The 22,273-nt window shown below is 57.2% G+C and carries 18 protein-coding genes; 7 read left to right on the plus strand and 11 right to left on the minus strand.

The genetic code is table 11. The features are described 5' to 3' along the window. Positions 1–49: 49 nt before the first annotated feature. Positions 50–1,450, plus strand: coding sequence for a bifunctional UDP-N-acetylglucosamine diphosphorylase/glucosamine-1-phosphate N-acetyltransferase GlmU (glmU, locus tag ABWV89_RS15180; RefSeq protein WP_353398529.1), 1,401 nt, complete (start codon positions 50–52; stop codon positions 1,448–1,450). Between the two features lie 132 nt (positions 1,451–1,582). On the opposite strand, the gene ABWV89_RS15185 is transcribed toward glmU, so the two are convergent. Both ABWV89_RS15185 and ABWV89_RS15190 read right to left on the minus strand, forming a co-directional pair. Next, positions 1,583–2,281, minus strand: coding sequence for a DUF2726 domain-containing protein (locus tag ABWV89_RS15185; RefSeq protein ID WP_353398532.1), 699 nt, complete (start codon positions 2,279–2,281; stop codon positions 1,583–1,585). Between the two features lie 137 nt (positions 2,282–2,418). Further along, positions 2,419–2,913, minus strand: a complete 495-nt coding sequence (locus ABWV89_RS15190; protein ID WP_353398533.1) for an Lrp/AsnC family transcriptional regulator — start codon at positions 2,911–2,913, stop codon at positions 2,419–2,421. Between the two features lie 157 nt (positions 2,914–3,070). Here ABWV89_RS15190 and glmS point away from each other — a divergent pair, with 157 nt between their 5' ends. Beyond that, positions 3,071–4,945, plus strand: a complete 1,875-nt coding sequence (gene glmS / locus ABWV89_RS15195) for a glutamine--fructose-6-phosphate transaminase (isomerizing) (protein WP_353398536.1) — start codon at positions 3,071–3,073, stop codon at positions 4,943–4,945. A gap of 564 nt (positions 4,946–5,509) precedes the next feature. Here the strand turns inward: glmS and ABWV89_RS15200 are convergent. The 4 genes from ABWV89_RS15200 to ABWV89_RS15215 all read right to left on the minus strand — a co-directional run bounded on the left by ABWV89_RS15200 (position 5,510) and on the right by ABWV89_RS15215 (position 10,576). Then, on the minus strand, positions 5,510–5,983 hold the full coding sequence (locus ABWV89_RS15200; protein ID WP_353398539.1) for a Mov34/MPN/PAD-1 family protein: 474 nt from the start codon (positions 5,981–5,983) through the stop codon (positions 5,510–5,512). 4 nt (positions 5,984–5,987) lie between these two features. Continuing rightward, positions 5,988–7,544, minus strand: a complete 1,557-nt coding sequence (locus tag ABWV89_RS15205; protein ID WP_353398541.1) for a ThiF family adenylyltransferase — start codon at positions 7,542–7,544, stop codon at positions 5,988–5,990. A gap of 155 nt (positions 7,545–7,699) precedes the next feature. After that, positions 7,700–8,941: a nucleotidyltransferase domain-containing protein gene (locus ABWV89_RS15210; protein WP_353398544.1), complete on the minus strand. Its 1,242-nt coding sequence runs from the start codon at positions 8,939–8,941 to the stop codon at positions 7,700–7,702. Between the two features lie 27 nt (positions 8,942–8,968). Next, entirely contained in the window at positions 8,969–10,576 is a 1,608-nt protein-coding gene (locus tag ABWV89_RS15215; protein ID WP_353398547.1) for an SAVED domain-containing protein, read from the minus strand. Between the two features lie 146 nt (positions 10,577–10,722). Between ABWV89_RS15215 and ABWV89_RS15220 the strand changes: the two genes are divergently transcribed. The 5 genes from ABWV89_RS15220 to ABWV89_RS18885 all read left to right on the plus strand — a co-directional run bounded on the left by ABWV89_RS15220 (position 10,723) and on the right by ABWV89_RS18885 (position 15,762). Then, positions 10,723–11,049, plus strand: coding sequence for a helix-turn-helix domain-containing protein (locus ABWV89_RS15220; RefSeq protein ID WP_353398550.1), 327 nt, complete (start codon positions 10,723–10,725; stop codon positions 11,047–11,049). Between the two features lies 1 nt (position 11,050). After that, positions 11,051–11,917 (plus strand): ImmA/IrrE family metallo-endopeptidase, encoded by an 867-nt coding sequence (locus tag ABWV89_RS15225; RefSeq protein WP_353398553.1) that lies wholly within the window; start codon positions 11,051–11,053, stop codon positions 11,915–11,917. 257 nt (positions 11,918–12,174) lie between these two features. Beyond that, on the plus strand, positions 12,175–13,938 hold the full coding sequence (locus ABWV89_RS15230; protein ID WP_353398555.1) for a TnsD family Tn7-like transposition protein: 1,764 nt from the start codon (positions 12,175–12,177) through the stop codon (positions 13,936–13,938). Positions 13,939–14,080: 142 nt separating this feature from the next. Continuing rightward, positions 14,081–14,374, plus strand: a complete 294-nt coding sequence (locus ABWV89_RS15235) for a hypothetical protein (protein ID WP_353398557.1) — start codon at positions 14,081–14,083, stop codon at positions 14,372–14,374. After that, positions 14,374–15,762 carry a TniQ family protein gene (locus ABWV89_RS18885; RefSeq protein ID WP_502903239.1) on the plus strand — a complete coding sequence of 463 codons (1,389 nt, stop codon included), beginning with the start codon at positions 14,374–14,376 and terminating at the stop codon, positions 15,760–15,762. Before ABWV89_RS15235 ends, ABWV89_RS18885 begins: the two co-directional genes overlap by 1 nt. Here the strand turns inward: ABWV89_RS18885 and ABWV89_RS15250 are convergent. The 5 genes from ABWV89_RS15250 to ABWV89_RS15270 all read right to left on the minus strand — a co-directional run bounded on the left by ABWV89_RS15250 (position 15,684) and on the right by ABWV89_RS15270 (position 22,081). Next, positions 15,684–16,976, minus strand: a complete 1,293-nt coding sequence (locus tag ABWV89_RS15250; protein WP_353398559.1) for an AAA family ATPase — start codon at positions 16,974–16,976, stop codon at positions 15,684–15,686. The two genes, ABWV89_RS18885 and ABWV89_RS15250, sit on opposite strands and share 79 nt — an antisense overlap. Next, positions 16,957–19,254 (minus strand): TnsB C-terminal domain-containing protein, encoded by a 2,298-nt coding sequence (locus tag ABWV89_RS15255; RefSeq protein ID WP_353398562.1) that lies wholly within the window; start codon positions 19,252–19,254, stop codon positions 16,957–16,959. Before ABWV89_RS15255 ends, ABWV89_RS15250 begins: the two co-directional genes overlap by 20 nt. Then, positions 19,245–20,138 carry a TnsA endonuclease N-terminal domain-containing protein gene (locus ABWV89_RS15260; protein ID WP_353398565.1) on the minus strand — a complete coding sequence of 298 codons (894 nt, stop codon included), beginning with the start codon at positions 20,136–20,138 and terminating at the stop codon, positions 19,245–19,247. The genes ABWV89_RS15255 and ABWV89_RS15260 overlap by 10 nt, the downstream gene beginning before the upstream one ends. A gap of 642 nt (positions 20,139–20,780) precedes the next feature. After that, on the minus strand, positions 20,781–21,578 hold the full coding sequence (locus ABWV89_RS15265; RefSeq protein WP_353398568.1) for a metallophosphoesterase family protein: 798 nt from the start codon (positions 21,576–21,578) through the stop codon (positions 20,781–20,783). Next, positions 21,575–22,081 carry an HAD domain-containing protein gene (locus tag ABWV89_RS15270; protein ID WP_353398571.1) on the minus strand — a complete coding sequence of 169 codons (507 nt, stop codon included), beginning with the start codon at positions 22,079–22,081 and terminating at the stop codon, positions 21,575–21,577. Before ABWV89_RS15270 ends, ABWV89_RS15265 begins: the two co-directional genes overlap by 4 nt. Positions 22,082–22,273 lie beyond the last annotated feature (192 nt).

Below are 22,273 nucleotides of genomic sequence, written 5' to 3' on the forward strand. Positions count from 1 at the left end.
CGAGACATATGCATGGTGTTCATTGTGAAGCACCCCTGGAGGTATTTGAATGGGTTCCCCGGTTGATGTTGTGGTGATGGCGGCGGGCAAGGGCACGCGCATGAAGAGCTCGCGGCCCAAGGTCTTGCACCGCATCGGCGGGCGGGCGCTGGCTCAGCACGTCATCGACACTGCCGCTGGCTTGTCGGCCCGTTCGGTGGTGGTGATCACCGGGCATCAGGCAGAAGCGGTGGAAGCTGGTCTGATTCAGCCAGAAGCCCTCTCGCGCTTGCAGTTTGTCCGTCAGGAGCCGCAGCTCGGCACGGGGCATGCCGTGCAGCAAGCCATGCCGGTCTTGCCCGATGATGGCGTCACGCTGGTGCTCTCGGGCGATGTGCCCCTGACCGAACCCGGCACACTGCAGGCCCTGATTGAACGCTGCGGCGGCCGCGACATGGCCTTGCTCACACTCGAGTTGCCTGACCCTGCCGGCTATGGGCGCGTGGTGCGTGCTCCGGACGGCTCGGTACAGGCCATTGTGGAACACAAGGATGCCTCGCCGGCACAGCGCGACATCCGCGAGGTCTACAGCGGCGTGATGGCGGTGCCCACGGCCCGGTTGCGCCAGTGGCTCAGCCAGCTGGGCAACGACAATGCGCAGGGGGAGTATTACCTCACGGACGTGGTCCGCATGGCGGTGGCGGCGGGCGAGACTGTGCAGGCATACCTCATCACAGACGAAGTGCAGGTCGCGGGAGTGAACAGTCCGGTCCAGCTGGCTGCGCTCGAACGCGCCTATCAGTTGCGTCTGGCCGAAGGGCTGATGAACCAGGGGGTTCGTCTGGCGGACCCCTCCCGCCTCGATGTTCGTGGTCAGCTCCAATGCGGGCAGGATGTCGAGATCGACGTCAATTGCGTCTTTGAAGGCAAGGTTCAACTGGGCAATGGCGTTCGTATTGGCGCCAACTGTGTCGTTGCCAACGTGAGCATCGGCGACCACACCGCCATCGCACCATTCACCCATATCGATGGCGGCAACGAAGGGGCCAGTGTCGGCCAGGGTGCTGCCATTGGTCCGTTCTCCCGGCTGCGGCCCGGCGCGCACCTGGGTAATGAGGTGCATGTGGGCAACTTTGTCGAGATCAAGAATTCCACCTTGGCCGATGGCGCCAAGGCCAACCACCTGGCTTACCTGGGCGATGCCACGGTGGGTGAGCGGGTGAACTACGGCGCGGGCGCGATCACGGCCAACTACGATGGCGCCAACAAGCACCGCACCATCATCGAAGCCGACGTGCACGTAGGTTCCAACTCGGTACTGGTCGCTCCGCTGACGCTGGGTAAAGGCGGCACGGTCGGCGCCGGATCGGTGGTGACCCGTGGTGGTGAGGCGGGCGCCCTGACGGTCACCCGGGCAAGACAAGTCAGCATTGCCAACTGGCAGCGGCCGCAAAAGAAGCCCAAATCCTGACGGCGCCCCTGCGGCGCGGGGCCCGCGCTGCATCTGAACGAAAGAAGCGCAGACAAAAAGACGCAGACAAAAAAACGCCGGCGATGTGCCGGCGTTTTTTTGTCAAAGCCCTTGCAGGCGTGTGCTGTCCGTTCACTGGCGCATCACGGCTTCCAGGGGGCGGGTGTCGGAGCCGCGTCGGTCCTGATCCCTGTCCAGATCCATCAGCCCGCTCAGTCCCAGCACCTCGGACTCGCGGAAGCGCGAGTTGCTGTGCAGCTGATCGAACTCGGAGAATTGCGATTCGAGCTTCTGGCGGACGCTGTCGCGGGCTTCCTCTTCGCTGATCTTGGGTTGCGGCAAAGCGGCCAGGTTCAGCTGGGCACGGAAATCCGCAGGCGAGGGCATGCGGTGAATGCCGTTTTTCAGGAAAACGAAGCGAACGCCAGCCGTCTTGAGGATGCGGTTCTTGATCTTGGCCAGGTGAGCGCGTTCCTTGGCGTTGCTCAGGTGGTATTGCTCGACATCGAATGCAAATACCGGACGTCCTTCTTCATCACACACGACGAAATCGACGCGTTGCTTGTTCAGACGCTCCTGGGCACGCTTGCGGTCAGACGCGCGACGAATCGAGAGCATGTCGCTCAAACACAGATTCGGCAGCACCACCTGGTCAGGGAAGGTGTCCTGAAGGTAATCCAGCATCTGCGCCTGTTCGTTGGTGAGAATGCGCTCTGGTGTGTAGCGGTCATCCCGTCCAGACGATTTGGCACCCATGTTGCGCTGGTAATACCAGAATCCAACACCACCTAGAACCACAGCGGCTGCCAATGCGATCCACAATGGATTCATTCAACCTCCTGAAACAATAGTTCTAAAAATCCAAGGAGCCTATTATTCGTGAACTGCTCCACGCTGTAAAGGGTTGTTCCAGATGTGTACGCCCACAACAAGGGTAAGCGCGTGTTTCCGGGCGATGAACGGCAGTTTTAGCCAATGGGGCGGGGGATTGGCAAAGCTGTGTTGAATTTCAGGCGCTGAGTACTGAAGTAAGCTTTCACATTGCGCACGTTTGCCTGGGCGGTCAGTACCCGTTTGGCGAGTGAAAGATAGTCTGGCATGTCTTTCACGCAGACGATGGCCAGGTAGTCCGGCCCGGGGCTCAGGCGGTAGAGCTGCTGCACCGCTGGCTCGGGCTGTACCACCGCTTCAAAGGCCTGCATGGCTTCCTCGTTCTGGACGGCCAGGCTGATCTCCACCACTGCCGTGAGTCCGTGCCCGATGGCTTCGGCCAGGCGCTCCGGGTTCAGTATGGCCACCTGCCGTTCAATCAGCCCGAGCTGCTCGAGCCGCCTCACGCGCCGCTGACTGGTGGCGGGCGATACATGGGCCAGCTCGGCCAGCTCCAGATTGCTGCGTCCGGCGTCTTCCTGCAGCAGATCCAGCAAACGCATGTCTGTGCTGTCGATGGATAAATCTTCCATTTACTTATTGGTATTGATCAGATATTGCAAACGAGAATCGTGCTGCAATATTAGATCAAAATTGTTTTCAAATAGAAGATTCATTTCATGTCGATCGTCCTAGCATTCTCGCCAAGACAACTTTCTTCGATCTTTCCGTTTTATTGGGAGAACGCACATGTGCGGCATCGTGGCCGGAGTGGCCGAATTCAACGTGGTCCCCGTTTTGGTGCAAGGCCTTCAGCGCCTGGAATACCGCGGCTATGACTCTTGCGGCGTGGCCATCCACGACGGCCAGGCCTTGCGCCGGGCGCGCAGCGTGGCCCGGGTGGCCGAGCTGGTGCAGCAGGTTGAGAGCGGCACCATCGGCAGCGGCACCGGCATTGCCCACACCCGCTGGGCCACCCACGGCGCCCCGGAAGTGCACAACGCCCACCCCCACTTCAGCCACGGCCCTGGCACCAGCGATGCCCAGGGCCAGAGCCAAGGCCAGGGCAGGGTGGCCCTGGTGCACAACGGCATCATTGAAAACCACGACGAGCTGCGTGAAGCGCTGCAGGCCCAAGGCTATGTGTTCGACAGCCAGACCGATACCGAAGTCATTGCCCACTTGATCGACTCGCTCTACGACGGCGACCTGTTCGCCGCCTTGCAGCAAGCCGTGGCCAAACTGCATGGCGCATTCGCCCTGGCGGTGTTCCACCGCGACGAGCCGCACCGCGTGGTCGGCGCGCGTGCCGGATCACCCCTGGTGCTCGGCGTGGCCGACGAAGGCGCTGCCCACTATCTGGCCAGTGACGCCATGGCCCTGGCCGGCGTGACCGACCAGATCGTCTACCTGGAAGAAGGCGACCTGGTGGACCTGCAACTCGGCCGTTACTGGGTGGCCGGCTCCGACGGACAACCTTTGTCAGTGGAAGAGCGCCCGGTGCGCAAGGTGCAGGCGCACAGCGGCGCCGCCGAGCTGGGACCGTATCGCCACTACATGCAAAAGGAAATCTTCGAGCAGCCGCGCGCGATTGCCGACACGCTCGAAGGCGTGGAGGGCATCACCCCCGAACTGTTCGGCGACGGCGCCTACAGCGTATTCAAAACCATCGACAAAGTCTTGATCCTGGCCTGCGGCACCAGCTACTACAGCGGCTGTGCGGCCAAGTACTGGCTGGAAGGCATTGCCGGCATTCCCACCCAGGTGGAAGTGGCCAGCGAATACCGCTACCGAATCAGCGTGCCCGACCCCAAAACCCTGGTGGTGACCATCAGCCAAAGCGGCGAAACCGCTGACACCCTGGCCGCCTTGCGCCACGCCAAAAAACTGGGCATGACGCACACGCTCACCATCTGCAACGTGGCCACCTCGGCCATGGTGCGCGAGTGTGAGCTGGCCTATGTGACCCGTGCCGGTGTGGAAATTGGCGTGGCGTCCACCAAAGCCTTCACCACCCAGCTGGCTGGCCTGTTCCTGCTGACCCTGGCGCTGGGTCAGACCAAAGGCAAGATCACCGAAGAGCAGGAATCCAACCACTTGAAAGCCATGCGCCACCTGCCCGTGGCCTTGCAAGCCGTGCTGGCGCTGGAGCCCCAGGTCATCAGCTGGGCCGAAGACTTTGCACGCAAAGAAAACGCGCTCTTCCTCGGACGTGGCCTGCACTACCCCATCGCCCTTGAAGGCGCGCTCAAGCTCAAAGAGATCAGCTACATCCACGCCGAAGCCTACCCCGCCGGAGAACTCAAACACGGCCCGCTGGCCCTGGTGACCAGCGCCATGCCCGTCATCACCGTGGCACCGAACGACACGCTGCTGGAAAAGCTCAAGAGCAACATGCAAGAAGTCCGCGCCCGCGGCGGCGTGCTCTACGTGCTGGCTGACGCCGACACCCGCATCCAGCGAAGCGAAGGCATGAACGTCATCCGCATGCCCGAGCACTACGGCGCGCTGTCTCCCATCCTGCACGTGGTGCCGCTGCAATTGTTGGCGTATCACACCGCGCTGGCAAAGGGGACGGATGTGGACAAACCCAGAAACCTGGCCAAGTCCGTCACTGTCGAGTGACGACAGTGACGGACTTGTAGGTGCTGTTCTTGACTATTAAAGTCACAAACAACTTATTAAAGTCAAAAACTAACTAATAAAGTCAAAAACTACTTGGCTGGTGAAGAAGCTGGTGACCGCATACCCAAGGGAGTACTTGAGGATCGGAGATTCACCAAGTCAGCTTTGAGTTGTGGATGGTGACGTCATTGTCCGGTTTGCAGCGGCTGCCGTCGATGACATGAACCTTGATTCAAGCCCCGGAACCGAAGCGGTCATCGGTCCAGCAGACGACGAGCCTTCTGAAGTGACCCCTCAGTATGTGAAGCCGCCGTCTATGAGGCAAGCCCCCTTGAGTTTCTGCAAATGAAAGCGCCGAGCTGAACTGTTCGATACTCAACCAATAGACGGAAGGTGCTCCTATCGCCTTAGTAATTCAAAGTGAAGCTCGATAGGTACATAGAGCAGAATCAGAAGGACATATGGAGTGACCGGCACTGCAAGCTAGGGCCATCGCAAAGTGTTGCACTCTGAAGGGCTGGTCATTGCGCCTATTCGTGGAGTTGTTCGCACATCAAGAGATCATCACAAACGAGAAATCTCGGCTCTAAGAAAACGATTCATGTCGTGAAAGCCAACGTACCATCCGTGTGGGAAAGGTCGATTTCCGATAATGACGAAAGCCAACCCGTTCAAAATGGTGGTGGCAGCGCGTGCATGATCAGCCGCAAGCCTCTCATCACAGCCGGACGGTTCGGGAACCGCTTCCGGGTGGGTGTGCCAAAGACCAATGCAATACAAACCTTCCTGAAGTAAATCCTGTCGTTGCCGCATAGCATCGAATGGGTCGAAAGCGACAGTTGACCATGATGCATGCAGCGCCTTGAGTGAGGTGGCCTTCGAGATCACGATGGTTGACGCCGTGAGATCATTCGTGAAGAGTTGTCCCACGGATTCTTTTGAACGTGCCCAGCGCTGCATCCTCCTTTGCAGCATCGAGACTGCGGCTTCGTCAAACTGAAGACTCCACTCCGCGCCAGGGAGTGCAAATTTCACCATCGGCTCATGCACTTTGCAGTACCTCTGCCAACGGACGATGCTCAATGACCAAGTCCACCCCGACGTGGACCGGTGGGGGACGGTTGAAGGTTACAGAAGGCGACTTGCTTCTGAAGTAGCTTTCATGCCGAATCATGGACCACACTCCCGATGTCACCTGTTCGCCGTTCAAAACTTTCAATGCGCGCTCAGAGACCATGCATGCTGCTGCCCAAGCGTCGGCAACGCCATACGGATGGAAGCCCTGGCCACATCCGGGAAGATTAACCTGAACGTCGTCTGGCCAAGACGCGACGTTGACAGCTGTTTCGGCGGGGTCCCACGCAGGCCACACGTCATTGCCAGAAATCAAAACCGCATGAGCCGCCGAACCAAATGGCTCCATCCAGGCCATCATCAAAGGAGCATTTTTCAACACATGCTTTCGAAGCAATGAAGTGCCAATCCTCACGGAGCGCTCACCCGTGCAATCCACGATGAGATCTGGCAGCTGCCGTTGATCCGCCTTCGCGCACCACTGCATGGCATTTTCACCGGAAGCGTCGAGTTCTGCCCCTGGGATAGCCTGTCGCAGTTGAGCACATAGCGAAGCGGCTTTCCCAAGGCCAATATGTGGTGCGCCGAGCACATGTCGTGAGATATTCTCTGGCTCGAAAGTCTGCGGATCTACTACCTCAATGGCTCCGACGCCTGCGCGCGCTAGGAGCTCGATCAACGGCGCACCCAGCGAACCCGTTCCAAATACCACCACCTTCTTGTCGGCAAGACGAGCCAAACCCTCAGTCCGATAATCGCGAGACAGGCTCCATTGCCTGTCGACGCGTCTGACGTCGACAGGCACAAGGGCCGGCTCGGCTTGACGTGCGATCGGAGGCGGTAGTATTCGCCATCCATACACTGCAGGGCCCTGCAAAAGCACCGCGAACACGGGCGCTTTGTTCGGCCAACGGCGCGCCTCGTACCAATTTCTCAGTTTCCCTGCGGAACTGCTGAGCTGAGAAAGGAGCTCATCAAGATCTTGAAAACTCCTAGGCCAGGCACTGGGTGTCCAATGCTCGGGTGTAGGCAGTTTCATCACCAATGCACCACCACGAACGATGCCGCCCAGCGGCCATGCTCTGGCCCTTGCCAAACGCTCTGGTTCCGTCGTGGACGTCGTAGCGAAAGCCCGCCCGTCTAAAAGCGAGAGCGCAGCAGCTTCCTGTGGTTCGTCAATTTTGACATCGGCATCCAGCAACAATTTGGCCGTGCGATAGCTCTTTGGCGCTGTCGCGCCGGCAGCATACCGTATCCAGTAGTCTTGGCGTTCCCTATTGAATTCCGCCTCTACCCAACCTGGATCGCCGCATCGATTCAGGAAGTCAGATAACCTGGACAGGACACGACCAACTGCCTGCACCGGGGAGGCGAGGTCTGCAGGGTCAAATTCGACACCATGGCAGAAATGGCCATCTGCCTCGATGTGGGGTAAACGCAAACAGAACTTCCGGTCCAATTCGATGCGGGCAGGCGTGAGCGGAAAATCATGCTGGAGCACCAGTATGGGCGCTGCGCCATTCAACACAGGCGCACCTTGGGCCAAACGCCAGACGCGACAGCGCTGCTCTGACTCCTTGTCTTGGCACCGTGTGGCAGCGCCGGGCCCGAGCCCGTCAAGCCACGCCGTGACCATGCGGATCGCGGTTGAAAACATAGGCATGGTCAGCAACTTGCTCACTATGCCAACGTGTTGGTGCGGTAGCTGATTGGCGTTGCAACACTCGGATTGGCTACTTGCCCCCCAGACGCCGCAACCAAGCTCTTCAGCAGTGGCATGGACTCCGTCGAACTACCCAGACTTTCGCGCCACGCATCTACTCCGGCTTGCCCAAACACGCCGCGCAGCTTTTCTTCAGTGCTACTGGAATACTCATCTGTAAGCAGTGCCTCAAGGTGCACCTCCAGCTGCTTGTGCCAACGTTTGAATTCCCGCGCGCGCGCGCCCTGATCGTTGTTCCAACGATCAGCGAAATTCTCTATGGCGAGCGTAGGATTCTCCACGTAGAACCGGCCTGCAGCATCAAGCTTGATGTAATCGCGCATCTCCTCCACGATGGCAAGCACAACTTGAATCGGCGAGTCGAAGCTGCGTTGTCTGGTGCGCCAGATGTTCTCAAACGCGTGCGTCGCCAGGGTCACAATGATGACCGAGATTGGCATCGTGTCTTTCTGGTCGGGGTTTGCGTAGAAGTAGAAATTGTCTCGATGCAGTTTCATCAACTGCACAGCTCGACGCAGGATGTCGTCGATCCCAACTGGGGCGCTGGGAAGAGGGGCGACTGACTTTCGGGCCTCGGTCACCGAAGAAGTTGTGGCTTCTTGCTGAAATTCAAACCGCAAGTCTGCCCGCTCGCAAAACCAGTCAGCAAACTCCTTCGGACTCGACGGACTCCAAACCGTTTCGGGGTCTCGTACTCGCAAGCCCGCACCATAGGTTTGGTGCATATCTGCCACCGCCGGCGTCACGTCAAAATAGAACGCCTCTCCCGGGTACTGCAATCGCCAGCATCGACGCCTTGGGTCTGGGACGCCGGTAACCTCTTCGTTGCCTTTAAGGGCTCTCCCAAACTCTTCAAACATCGCCTCCGCGTCGGGATTGTTGTATTTCGGCCCGGACAGCTCTACCATGATGTCGATATCAAATTTCGCATTGCCCCGGGGGCGGATGGCAGTTTGTGTGCGCATCGATCCCTGCGAATAGACATCCACGTTGTGGCGTGGAATGTCCAGCTTGGTGGCGATGTCATCTGCCAAGAGCTCGTATTGGTTGACCGCCTTGGCGCGATCGACCTTGTCGAGTTCCAGTCGCTGAAGCAAGGACATGATTAGTTGCTCCCAGCGGGTGGCATCTCGCGTCATGCCAAGAGATTTTTGCAAGCGAGTGGTGAACGTACTATTGCTTGGTGGTTTCGTAGTCATGATGAAGTACCTTTGTGCTGATCTTGGTTACGAGATGGAAAGGGACTCCCCGGTCGACAGCAGGGTCACCTCGGTGGGGGATATCTCAATCGTCTTGGCAAACGCGCCGCGCGCACCGGGCGTAGTGCTGGGCCTGCGTTCGTACAGGACGAAATCTGCATGGTGACGGGCCTGCATCTTTTGTCCCATACGGCAACAGGCAGACACTGGTGCGATCAGCACCAGATGTACTTTGGAGACCCGCCATTCATCTTGGAGCTTCTGCAGAGCCTGGTCGACAGCCCGTCCAAACAGATCAAGATCTGCGGGATGCCCCATGACACGGTGACTCGGACTGTCAACCGTGATCTCAATCGTCGGCAACTCATGCTGCCCATCGGAAAACAGATGTGCGGGTAAGTCGGAGGCAGGGACCGCAGCAGTCAAATTGATCCGCAGACACGCTTCTGATTCGCCGCCGCTGGCATGACGGTGAATCAGAATCTTGAATTTGTCATGTGGCGGCAGTGGCTCTACCTCCGGCCAAGCCCACTGTCCACCGCGTTTCCCGCTCACTTGATCGCGATGAAACTGGAAAATGTGGGCACTGCTGGAGTCCCCGATGAGCCGCCCCGACAGGACTAAGACCGACGTGCCATGCACAGGAAAGACCGCGAGCGGCGGTCGCGGTGCGCCACCGCGCACCGTACCGTCCAGTAGACTCGCCAATCTCGGTCTGTCATTCTTGAGCAGTTGGAACAGGCTCAGCCAGTAGCCATCCGAGTTTGATGCACCTAGATGCGGACCATTGCGCGCGAACCATTCCGCACGAACACCTCCGGTGCGCAGCTGACGCAACCACATGGCCTCTTCCGCGATTCGCTCATCAAAAGCGAATGACTGCCCTTCGATGTTGCCGCCGATCACCAGCATCTGGACTGCCGGGTAGCGAAGCGTGTTTAGCAGCCGGCTAACTTCATGGACATTGCGCTGACGCATCTCATTGAGATAGTCAGCGCTGTATCGCTTCGGAGCTACGCGGTCGATCAGTCGATGACATTTGTCGCACATTAGCATGATGTTCGACGGGGCATTGGCCAGAAGAGGTGACTTCACCTTGTCCCCACGAGGACCGTCGGCGGACGAGGCCACGATGTGTGCGAAGTAGCTGTAGTTTCCCGTGGCTCCTGGCAAAAAGTGATGCCGCAGGTCCTCTCCGCAACCATCGAACTGGCACCGCCAGCCGGCCAGCGATGCGACCTCAAAGCGCGTTGCGGCGGTTACTTCACCATGGCGGCCGGAGGTTCCTGTGATTTTGTCTCGCTCCTTGCACCAGGCGCGAATCTGGCCGGGAACAGCCCGAATGGCTGGGCCTGACGCAGCGCGGTCCGCCTCACCCACAGCCGATTCAGAGGTCTCGATCCATTGGATTTGCTTCTGCTTCGTAGCCGCCTCCAACGCCTTCAGCGAGTCTCGACCGATGTCCCCTACACCCAGATCACTCCATGCCACAGGCGACGCAGTCGCGGCTGTGAGCATCCGGGCGCTGAATCTGTTGGCAATCACTAGGACATGAGGCTCGCCCGCCGCCGCTCGGGCGCGCAAGGCCGCAGCCAGCTCGTCATCTGTCAAACCTTCCACCAACGGTCCGCTCATTCATTGCTCCAAGAATCTAGCTAGGACATAGCATAATAGAAAGTTCGGTATAGCGAACTTTGAAGGCGAGTTTTTTTATCGGGATTTGCTTATGGAAAGTTCGGAGTAGCAGTATAATTTGAGGCTGTCTAGAAGGAGAGCGCAAGATGGCATCAAAACTTGGCGCGAAGCTTCGAGCGTGCCGGACCTCGCCGAAGGTGAACCTGACGCTCGAGGAGGCAGCCCGTAGAGCGGGGCTGAGCAAGAGCTACCTCTGGGAGTTGGAGAACCGCGAATCCCAGAAGCCATCAGCAGAGAAGCTGCAGGCGATAGCGGACGTGCTTGGACAGGATGTGTCATTCTTCCTTGACGACACGATTGACACGCCGCAGGCGTCAAACAAGGACAAGGAATTCTTCCGCAGCTACTCCAAGCTGGAACCTGAAGCTAAGGAAAAGCTGCGCCAAATACTGGACGTGCTGAAAAATTCCTGATATGACCGAGGTGACTTTCACGCCAGCGACCGCTGCGATACGGCTCACACATTGGCTTGACGCCGCTGCGGCAGCCGGGTTGCAGCGGCTTCCAGTCGATGTCGAGCAGCTTGCGCTTCATGTGGCCAAGGAGCTTAAGTGGCCAGATCCAATCTTCAAGGTCGTGGCTGCTGACATCCCATCGTTTGAAGGTGGCCTCTTCCATGTTGAGGATCAAGGCTGGGCCCTCCTGTACAACCGCAACATGACTTCTGAAGGACGGATTCGGTTCACCCAAGCCCACGAACTTGGGCACTACCTTGTTCACCGCTTTGCACAGCAGGAGTTTCAATGCTCTCAAGCAGACCTAGTGCACTGGGGGCCGGAAATGAGGTCGATCGAGGCAGAGGCCGATGACTTCGCATCGAATTTGCTGATGCCCATGAAGCAGTTCCGCGCATGTACGTCGACTTCGGAGATTAACTTCGACATTCTGTCTGACGCCTCTAGCATGTTCGGCGTATCCTTGACCGCAACCGCGCTGCGGTGGATACGGTCGACAGAGCATAGCGCCGTCCTCATCTTGTCGAGGGATGGGTTTATTGATTGGGCAGTTTCGTCCGATAAGGCCAGGGCCAATGGCGCTTTCTACAAAACCAAAGGGCGTGTAATTGAGCTTCCTCCAGGATCCCTCGCCGCTGATGAGACCATCGTATCCAACCGCAGCGGTGCCCCAATCAGTTTGGGCACGTGGTTTATGCACGCGCACCGAGACGCCGTTGCAAAGGAAATGAAGCTCGTTTGCGATAACTATGGCTACACGCTGACACTATTGAGTTTGTCCAACGGTGACAAGGTATGGGAGCCTAGAGAGTGGAGCCATACTTGAAGTGAGCCGCGTGAATCAACCAAATGCATAGTTCGAAGCCTCCGACAAACCTCTATCCAGGGTATGGTTTTCGATGCAGACTGCCACTCCAGTCAAAGTAACTTTCAGTGACTCCCGCGTTTGTCAGCGGTCATTCGGGCACAAGAGTTGAGCAACTGCATCAAGCCTTTTGCGCCGTCTATTAGATCAAGTACATCCTGGCATACGCGGTCTCAGACCCAGTAGCCGTCGTACTTCGCCCATGAAAGAATGGCCGGATGCATCCCTATGGGTTCCCCGTGCCTTTGCTTCGGCCAATCGCTGGCGAGAGCCTCTTCAGCCTCTGCAGCCGACATCATCAAATTTGGGGATGTGCGACCAGCGCGAGGACGACTGAGTTGCTTTTTGGGCACGGTCGTCGGGGTTCGCAGCATGATTTCCCGAGTGGGCTGAACTCGTTCGTTGAGCGAACCGAGGGGAAATTCGGTAGCGCCGCTGAATTGGCAATTGGGCGGACCTTGTTGGCGTACTACCGTCCGTTCCTTGACGGTAGTGCCATCGATGATGCCGTGGCGGCCATGGCCAGTGGGTCGGTCGCGCATCTCAAGTATCGGCTTGGACTGCTGACCAGCAGATTCAGGGCGAATCATCCGCTTAAGACATGCGACCAATGCATGCGTCAGGATCTTGCCGCGCATGGCTGGGCCTACTGGCACCTGTCGCATCAATTTCCAGGCGTTTGGGTGTGCCCTGAACATGGACGCTTGCTTGATGTCTCACCACTCAAGGCGACAGGGGTGGAGCGGTTCCTCTGGTGCTTGCCGGCCACGAATAACCTGCGTTCGCCGACGGCAAACAGCTTGTCGGATGACACCTTGCGGTCGCTTTCAAGGCTCTCCAGCTTTTCGCTCGATGTTGTTCGAGCGGTTCCGATGGGTGAGCATCTCACGGGGGATGCCATGCAGCGAGCTTGCCGGCAAAGAATGGCAGACAAAGGATGGATGACGTCAGGTGGGCGCGTTCGCCTCGACGCAATGTCGAGTGCCTTTCTTTCCTACGCAGACGACCTTCGCAGTGTTCCCGAAATGGAGACATTGCCTCGCGACAAGTCGGAGGCAGGTGTTCAGCTGGGCCGGCTGTTGCGGCCAATGCGGTCGGGGACGCATCCTCTCCGGTGGATGGTGATGGCTTCCTGGTTGTTCGAAGGCGGGACCGAGTTCTTGTCGACTTTGAAAGCTCCCCAGGAGGGGTGCGAGCAGTCAGACAGTCAGACAGAACACCTTGGCTTGGCCCAAGAAGGCGTCCCCCAGGACTTTCGGCAAGCCGACAGGGACAGGGTCATCCATTTGATGGGCGATGGGTCTTCGGCGACGTTCGCGGCACACGAAGCCGGAGTGTCGGTTCAAACCGCCATGGCCTGGGCGGCTCAGGCTGGTATCCCCAGCAAGCGTAGGCCCAAGCAGCTGGTCCAGGCAAAGCGCGAGCAAGTCACCGCAGACCTTTTGCAGGGACTCGGAAAGGCAGAGGTGGCTGCGAAGCGATCGGTGTCTGTTCAGATGATCACCAGGGTGTTGCAATCGGAGGTGGGTCTCCACGCGGCCTGGACAAGCAAGCGGTTTGACAACGCCCGTCAAGATGCGCGAGCTCGTTGGCTTGCCTTGCTGAATGAGCATGCCGCTCTCGGTACCAAGCTCATGCGCTCGCTGGAGCCGGCAGCCTATGCTTGGCTGTACAGACACGACCGAGCCTGGCTGCAGGAGCACCGGCCGGAGCGGCTGCAGGCCAGCGAACCACGCAGATCCTCGGTCAACTGGGATGAGCGGGATCTGATGCTCCGAGCCAAGGTTCGAGAGGCCATTGTTCAACTGGCATCCAGATCAGGAAAAAGACCGATCCAGCTGTGGCAAGTGGTGCAGGTCGTACCTGAACTCAAGCCCAAGCTGAGGGCGCTTGACCGGTTACCCCTGACCCGCGAAGCACTGCAACAAGCCATTGCCCAGCGAGCGAAGTCTTCCCCGTCTCAGAACTCACTTCCCTTCTGACCGTGGCTACCGAGGCTTCTTGCCGCAGGAACCACACATTTGATTGACATGCAGATATGCATAAAGATATGCTTTATGCATAATGCAGATCGATCTTCAAGCGAGAGCCCGTAGGGCGGCCGACATCCTCAGAGAACGAGGCGTGACGCAAGAGCAGGTGGCGAAGGCCGTTGGTGCCAGCCAATCGCAGGTCAGCCGCATCCTGGGTGCCAAGGCGTTGCGCCGTTCGCGGCTGTTGGAAGAGGTCTGCCTTTATGCAGAACGCATGAACGGCGGCGTCACCGCCGAAGCTGTGCGTGAGAACGACGATCTGATTGAAGCCATGCGTCAGGTGTGGGATGGGTCAGACCGCCATGCCAAGGCGCTATCCAGTGTCATTCGCTCAATGGCCGGCCTGTGGGCTGCGCCTTCGTCCAAAAGGAGAAACATCCCATGATGAGACACATCGTCCGACCTCAACCATTTCCAGATGAATGGGCAGTGGGGTATGCGGGGCGTGTAGCGCGAATGAACGGATGGACGGCCGCAAAGGATCTCTATGACGGACTGCGGCGAGCTTCTGGTCAGGTCGGCCGGAGCATGCGGGAGCTTACGGCAGTCCACCTGTTGGCAAATGCAGCTGGCATGGATGTTGAGCGTTTTGCGGGAGATCACACGCTCCTTCCCATCTGGAGGGGGGTGACTCGGCGTCAAAGCGGGCCTATTGTCCCGGTCGAGAATCCATCGCGCGCGCTGTGGGGAAGAGGGATGAGGCCTCTCAGGTCCTCTGCGTGCTTTTGTTCTGCCTGTGCCAGGGAAGACGTGGACTTCCATGGCCAGTCCTACTGGCGCCGGGATCACCAGATTCCAGGGCGACAAGTGTGTGCAAAGCATGGTCGGAGCCTCACAAAGGTCGATCTCAGGCATTTGATTGCCTATTCGCCTGTTGGGTGCATGCTGAAGGATGACGTTTCGACGTTCGACTTCGAAAGGCTTGATCAGGCAATACCGCATGTTGATCGCTTCCTTGAGATCTGCAGCCACCTGTTGGTAAACCCGAAGGCGCGGGATGAGATGGATGTCTCGCGATGCGCAACTGCAATCGCGAGGGAGCAGGGATACCACACCGGACGCGGAGCCATTCGAAAGCCCCTGATCAGTGACGAGCTCTTGCGATTGTTTGGTTTGGACTTCCTCGACAATGTCTTCCCTGGCATGCCGGACAAAGAAATCGGGGAATATTCATCCGCATTTGATGAATGCTTGAAAGACAAGCGTGCAGGCAGGCGCACGCTGGCCTATGTCGCCGTGACGGCTATCCTGTTCGAGAACAGCGACTGTGCATTCGAGAGGGTGTTTGAATCGGCTCCGCCTCAGTCTCGTAGAAGGTCAGACTCGTCGAAGTCGTTAGCGCTGACAACGGACCAGCTCAAGTCGTCCTACCTTGCAGGTCACGGGAGTCATCAATTGGCCGGCCTTCAATTTGGGGTCGATGGCTATACAGTGAAGCGCAAGCTGGAAGCCATGGGACTTCCTGCAATGGGAAGGTCGTCACCAAAGCAGGTGGCCGCGGTCGTAGATCTTTTGCTCAAAGGAGATCGCTCCATCAAAGAGATATGTCAGATGCTCAAGATGCCGGACGAGCGGGTTCGCCGGACGCTGGAAGTCGCACTCACTCCGTTTAGAGAAGCGTTGAGAGTTTTCCAACACTCATCTGAGGATAGCGGTGCAACTTCAGCCCCTTCTGGGACAGTTAAGTCATCAGTTCAGGAACAAACGTTTGGTTGTGCCGTTGACCAAAATTCGGACCAGAAGCTGGTGTCATCGGTGATCAGGTCTTCATAGCGATTCATCTTTGTCGGGTTGCCCTCTTGGATGGCCTCGATGGCTGGCGCGAGTGGCGCCAGTAGCGTGTGAGATGCAGTCTCGAAGTCTTGAAGAGTCAGATCAACCCCCCGACGACGCTCGAATGAAATCCGGTGGGCAGCTATCCAGAGAGCAATCAAAATTCTCGGAACTCCGGCTGTGAGGGCGAGCAGATGCTCAGCCAAGTGATCGTCCACGGCGATGGGCTTGTCGACATATTGGTACCGTTCGAGCGACTTCAAGAAGAACTTTCGGTATTGGGATTCGTGCGAGGAAGTAAAGCGATCGAACTTGAAGTAGCCCGCTGTGTTGATGCGCTGGGCGGTGCTGAATCGTTTGGTCAACGCCCCTATGCCATCCGGCGTGCCAGACACAAGGATGGGAATTTGTCCAGAATTGGTGAGCGACAGGAACCATCTCAGAACCTGATCTTCGACGATGCTCAAATCAGCACGGTCGACATTTGCTCGGCGTTGGCGCTCCTTTAGCGGCCGCGCCTTGAACAGGTTCTGAATCTCGTCGAGATGGAGGACGCCAAGGAACCCAGATTTGGCAACTTGCCTGAACTCTTCGAGGCTCCGCATTCCATCATTTCGTGCTCGCTCCAGAGACGTTGTGAAACGGTTACCTCCAGTGGCTTCGTCCCAAGCTAGCATCAGTGCTCGAGCCAAGTCAATCGCTCGACCGGAAGCGGGTACCTCAACGGATAGCCAGACGACCTGGTTAAGCCCGCCCACCAAATGTGGAAATGATTCGTGACGAACGACCTGTGGGCCAAGAGAGTGAAGAGAGCGGAGGCACGCCTCTGTTTTTCCGACTCCACTGAGACCTTCCACCGCTGATGCGGTGGCCTTGGGAAGACGAATACCCATGAGCTCGCCCTCGCCACCAATGGAAGCCCACGTGCTGGCCTTTCGAGGGTCGCGATATGAATAACCGCTTCGCACCATTAGATCGACAGTCTGGAGGAGTTGGCGCTCAACTGGAGAAGGGATGTGCAGATCTCGAACCTCCATCAGACGGTAAAGGCGGACATGCAGCGGAATGCTGGATATGTCGACCGGAACAGCCGGTAGATACAGCAGTCGCTGCAGCGCGTCTTGCTCCGAGGGGATTGATTTAAGGCCCTTGATCAGCAGGTTCTCAGTTGGTTGGTCGAGCAGTGTTTGTGTATCAGCTTTTATGGCCACCATCTCTCTCCTCAGGGCTTTGTTTCAGCAGATCAGCGAGGAAGTTTTCGTGGTCTTGGTATAGCTCCTCTTTCAGCCGGTCGGTTGTTTGGGATTCAGACCTCGGCTCGATCGAATTGGCGTGAACTTCCAACAGGCGGGCCTCTCGAAAATTGGGAAGTGGGCCCGACGCCTTCGAAAGTGCCTCTTCGGTCAGGCCTTTTGCACGCTGAATCAATTCCAGAGTCTTTGCATGAAGGCTCGTGCTTCTGGAGAGACTTCGGTGATCGGATTCTCTTTTGTTCAACTTCGAAATGGCGAGTGCGTCGGTCCACTCTTCGGCGCTCGCCCAATCGCGCCCGCGCGACTCGCTGGTCATCTTCATTTCGACGAGATGGGAAGTTCCCGGAACCTCTAGCCAGATTGTTTTCATCGAGCCTGGGTGGTGGTACACGTCCGCGTCCCATCCACCCAAGTTCCTGGCGATAGTGGTCCAATCGTCGAGCGGCAGTTCACTGTTTGCGTAGAAGCAGTTGGCAAATTTGACGCCATTGCGCCCGATTCTTGCTGTTGACTTGGAGAGCAGTTCACGCACCAGGTAGTCTGCGTCGGTATGACGTCGATATCCGATTCCAACGTCATGGCCGAAACGCCAAAGTCCTGCTGCACTTGGCTCGATGCCGGCAGCGATCATTTCGGCGTCGAGCCGGTCTAGGCGACTGTTTCGAAAGTTGTAGTCAAGGAACACCTGGCCAAGGTACTCCACAAACTCACGCAAAGTGAATATGGCCTTCTTCGGGTCAATCTTCCTCAGTTCGAGTTCTTCGCGCCGGAAGTCGATTGCACCTGGAATGAACATGAATTGATCGTCCTTCTCGATCCGGTGCAGCACCTCGACCACACCTTTCAAATCCCCGCGGTACGCTGGTGTAAACGATGCGTTGTAGTTCAGCCTATGTGCAGTCTCTTCATGGCCGCGAGAAAGATACTCACCACGGTCGCAAAGCAGGAGGTGGGGCACGGTCGACGATGGTTGAATAGTGGACAGGTCGTCGATCTGGTAGGTACTTTGGACCATCTCCGGTGGAGCGACAGTGTTGAAGAGCGCGATCTTTGCCGTTGACCAACTTGGACCGCTAAGGCAAACATAGAAGCCTACGACGGCGGTAGACCAAACGTCGACGATGACGTAAACGATGGGTCGGCCGATCAACCAGCTTCGATTGAGCGAGGACCTGAGATAGATGTCGCCTACCGTTGAGTCAATGGCATAGGTGTGCCCTGGCCCTGCAACGCCTTGCCACGCGCGACCTGTCAGACCCCTAAGCTGACTGAGAAGATGGCGCTTTGTTGTTCGTTCGATCAGTCGATTGAGGCTCGACAAATCCTTCTGAAGAGCATATTTGACTTGGCTAAAGTTCGGGTAGCTTCCAAGGGGAGGTAGGTTGAATTCAACCTCGCCTCCATCCAGCGTCACTGAAGCGGCGAAAGCCTTTCGAATGATCGTTTGATAGCGTTTGCTCCAACTTGGCTTGGGGGACTTGATGGATTTGTCTGCTGATCGGACCTTTGCCAGCCAGTCGGCGGACATACCTGGTTGTTCCCCTTCTGGTCGCTCACCGTAAGCTGCGGCGATCCGCTCCCGGTCAGTTTTCCTGCCGGACTTTTTCCGCGGGGTTCCTTTCAGGGTACTCTCGCTAGCCGGCCTGCCAATGCCAGGCCCGCCACATTTGAAATAGGCGGGGAGGAGGCTGCTTTCATGCATCCCGTGTTTGACCAGTTTGGTCCAGTAGGTGTAGACATACGAACGACTGACCGAGTGCGTTGAAACGGCTTCGGCGATCAATTGGCTAACGGATCTGTTCAGTAGGATGCTCTCCTGCAGTCTTTGAATATTCAGGAACGCCGACATAACCTCCCGTGCTCGATTGAATGTGGACAGAGCTGCAGGTGTCAGAGCGTCAGTCGCTTGATACTGTGGTCTTCCCACGAAACACTCAGATGCCAGACCGAGTTCGTGGGTCCTGAGCAGTGCCGTGTACGAAACCCAGAAGAGCTTGCCGGCGTTTGAGGTCCTCTGTGGTCGTCGTGGGCGTCGAAGTGCTGAGTCTGGCAGCCGCGGCCGCCCGCCTTTGTGCTCAGGTGCACCCTCTTCTTCGTCGTTGATCGAGCCAATTCGGACGACACATGCTTGGTCCGCTTTGATTTCCACCAAGAGTACTCGGTAGATGCCCTGACTCAAACCAAAGGGCAGTTGATCATCGTCGAGGACCTTGAACGTAGAGTTGAAGATCAAATCCATGCCGATCTCCCTGCCTCAATTGGATTTAGGTCTAGGAATTCCTGGGAAGACAGCAGAGAAATAGGTTCGGTCGGGCGTATCGGTATTCGAAGGTCTAGCGGTACTCGCCCGGTGTGAACAGCCTGCCAGAAATGACGTTGCGCGAACAACGGGCCTTCTTTGTCACTCCCCAGCTGTGCAAGGATTTGGCGCAACGACCTGTGGTGATCTGAGAGGACAAGCTCTGCAGCGCGGTCGAGGGATTGCGGTGGGAGAGACGGCGTCAACCAACATGCAATTTGCTCCAGATTGCGTCTCACCTGTTGATGGAAGAGGGCTGGTGTGAACAGTAGCCATGGGACCCCGCACCGACTCCAATATTCCTTCTCGATAGTCAGAATCTCCGTCTGACGTTTGGTCAGTGGCGCCTCGGGCTTGACGGAAATGGCCTGTGTAACCAGCGATCCCTTGGCTTCCCAGCGGACCACCAAGAAGTCGACGGTCATCTGCCATAGCTTGCCGCTCTTCTCGCTCGACACGCGTGGGTGGCGAATGCGAAGCTCCCTTGCGATTTGCTCAGTGCCTGGATTGAGGTGAAGTGGAGAGGCTTTGCCATAGCGCTCGAGCACATGAGGTGCGCTATCCAATGGCATGGGAAGCTGTTCGAGGCAATCATGCAGGTCCGGTAGGGCCAGAATGAACAGGAGGCAGCACCGCTCCAAGTCAGAGAGAAGGTGGTGATGTCGTCCAAGCGGCGAAAGGTGCCAATGACTTCGCCCTCGGCTCGAAGGATCACCGCGGCTGACTCGATGCCATGCCGTGTATTCCTTCTTCGTGCCCAGGCCGCGTTCAGTGGACGCGTAACGCTCAAGCACCTGACTGGTAAATCGTTTCGTGGTTCTCATCGAAGCCCTCAAGAAATTTTGAGAAAAGAGGGGCTTGACGAGATCAAAATTGACTCGTAAACTGATTCAGTCCTGGTAAGACTTCCTCTGACCCCTCAGGGGGATGGAAATAAATAGAACGACGAGCTGATTGGCGTCAGCTCGTCGTTTTTCTTTGCGGCCTACATTTTTGGTTTCCTTTCAGTTGTTGTGTAAGAGGTTGATATATAAGAGAAAATATCGATTTTTGAGTTTTGTATGAAAAGCGATCGATACAGTTTGCCATTGAATAAATGGCACTGCAATTATTTGATGGTTTTTGCTAATTTTCTGCGGAATAGATAAATACGGAATTTAATCCGATAGGCATGCTAATTGCGGCCTAATGGAGCGAGGCTGGAGTCTATTGAGATCTTTTAATTCCGCCTATGAGGTCATGGGCGGAATTAAGGTTGATTGGTTTTGGAGGCTGTGGTCCTGCGTCCACTCGAGGCTTCTCCCAAGTCGCCTGCGAACTGCTCCGTTGTCGGTGGGTCGACGAGCGTTGGCCTGTGGTGCAATCTTGGGTGGCGTGTCAGCAATGCATGTGCTTAACAGCCGCCAATAGATGGGCTGTGGTCCTTTGACAAGGGTGCTATCCGGGTTCTTTGCCGAACGAAGGCCTCAAACGGTACTGCTCTCGCTCAATGTGTAAGCTAGTACCGTTTCCCCCAAGCCGTTCTTGATGCAACGGTAGTTCACTGCCACGGTCTCAAACCCCATTCGAACCTGGTGTGCTTTGTATTCAAGTGTGCGGTCGTCGTGTGTGTGACCGTGAAATACTCGAACAACGCCCAGTTCTTGTCCCAACTTGTCTAGCTCAGCCCATCCGAAAGGGTGACACGACGGCGCTTCGTGGCAGACAAGGATGTCCGCAGGTTGGCGCGAAAGTTCGTCGACCTCTTGCTTGTAGATGGCCGCGTTCAACTTGGGTGAATGCAGTTGCCCCCGTTTGAGCAAGTTTGGGTGTCTGTAAGTGGCTTCAGCGCGTGTTGCGTACACGGGGGCGCTTGGTGGGGCCCAAACGCGTCTTTGAAAGTTCCCTCCCAAACCAGCAATCCGGATGCCATCGATCTCCGCCACCCTTCCATGAAGCGGTATGGCATCTCCGTGGTCATGCAAGCGCTCCCAGTATTCGTGCGTGTCCCCGTCGTGGTTCCCATGGATATAAGCGAACTTCACGGTGGGATGCTCAAGCAATAGCGGCGCCAGAGCCTCCCTCAGAGAACAAGACTCAAGTCCTACGTCTCCCAGAAACACCAACCATCGTGGCATGGGGTTGGGTCTCAGGTGTGCTCCCAATGCTTTCTGTAGATGGCGCAAGTCACCATGCACGTCTCCTAAAAACCAGAGCCGACGCAGCACGTCACGGTGCCGCGCGTCAAACGAGCCAGCAGCACAATGACATGGGATCGAACTCATAGGTCCTCCAATGGCCCACGGGCATTGGTGCAACCTGTGGCCGTCGTTTGTGCTGTGATGGATACGAGCCTTGCATGAAGCTCGAGGGCGTCCGACTCTGAGAATCCGATACTTCCATTTGTGAGAAGCAAGTTCGAGCAGTTGCATGTGAATAGCGATTTCGCGTCGTCAATCGCTAACCAAGGCGAATTCGGTCGGTTCCCCTCGAGCCACGTCAGGCATTCGAACTCACGAACATGTGGAGGGGTTGGCTCTCGGTGATCGAACTTCGGCGCCGGGGTGCAAGCCACTACCCGATGTCGAAATCCTGCGTCAAAGTGCTGCCGCAGGTCATGCAGCTGATGACACTCTCGCCAAGATGAGCTGATCACAACGTCCGCCTTCGGGTGTCGCTGCAGAACGACTTCAATTCGTGGCAAGCACGAGAACAGTTCCTCTGGTGAACACAGGCGTGGATGGGTCACGCCGTCGAAATCCAAGAAGATGACAGGACTGTTCAACATGTTGACCTCGCAGCCAACTGACAGAAACAGTACCGTGATCGTCCGCTGTAGGTGCCCCACTGTTCTGGCGGGGGCGGTGGCAGCTCCATTTCGGCTTGTCGAGAACGTTCGTTCCCAAGCATGGACTTGCCCGAACAAACAGGGCGTCCGAAGGCTGCCAAATGGCGTGGTGAGAGTGGGGGAAGCTTCTTG

Origin of the sequence: Hydrogenophaga sp. 5NK40-0174 (assembly GCF_040372165.1) — a bacterium.
Classification (GTDB): Bacteria; Pseudomonadota; Gammaproteobacteria; order Burkholderiales; family Burkholderiaceae_C; genus Hydrogenophaga.